The following is a 488-nucleotide window of genomic DNA, read 5'->3' as shown; positions in this document are numbered from 1 at the left end:
AGCAGATTGACATGCTGCTTCAGAATTTCGATAGCGAAGGTACGTTGCTGGGGTCGGGGGCGAGAAACAGGATCAAAATTTTTTCTTATGGAGAAATTCAACTTAATGTAAAATCTTTTAAGGTTCCCAATCCCGTTAACCGGGTCGTTTACCGGTTTTTTAGAAAATCGAAGGCTGAGAGGTCTTTCGAATATGCCCATCTCCTGTTAAAGAAAGGGCTTCACACGCCTTTTCCTGTAGCATACGCCGTAGAAAAATCACCTCTTTTTTTTAAAAACAGCTTCTACGTGACAGAACATTTGCCGTATGATCTCAGGTATCGTGATCTTGTTCAACAACCCGAATATCCTCTAAGAGAAGAGATCATAAGGGCATTTACAAGGTTTACTTTTGAATTGCATGAAAAAGGAGTGGAATTCCTGGACCATTCTCCCGGGAACACGTTGATCCAGCGGAAGAAGAAAGGTTATAAATTCTTTCTTGTTGAC

The 488-nt window shown here is 41.2% G+C and carries 1 protein-coding gene and 1 pseudogene; one reads left to right on the top strand and one right to left on the bottom strand.

All coding sequences use genetic code 11. The features are described from left to right. Positions 1-200, bottom strand: a 200-nt coding sequence (locus HC175_RS24375) for a hypothetical protein (RefSeq protein ID WP_235942670.1), incomplete at its 3' end; no start/stop codon positions are given. On the opposite strand from HC175_RS24375, the pseudogene HC175_RS24370 reads away from it, so the two are divergent. Next, positions 201-488, top strand: a pseudogene (locus tag HC175_RS24370) (lipopolysaccharide kinase InaA family protein); the annotation flags it as partial. It abuts the gene before it with no gap.

This window comes from Salinimicrobium oceani, assembly GCF_012037645.1.
The sequence above is the reverse complement of the archived record's forward strand: the minus strand, read 5'-3'. Positions and strand labels throughout refer to the sequence as shown.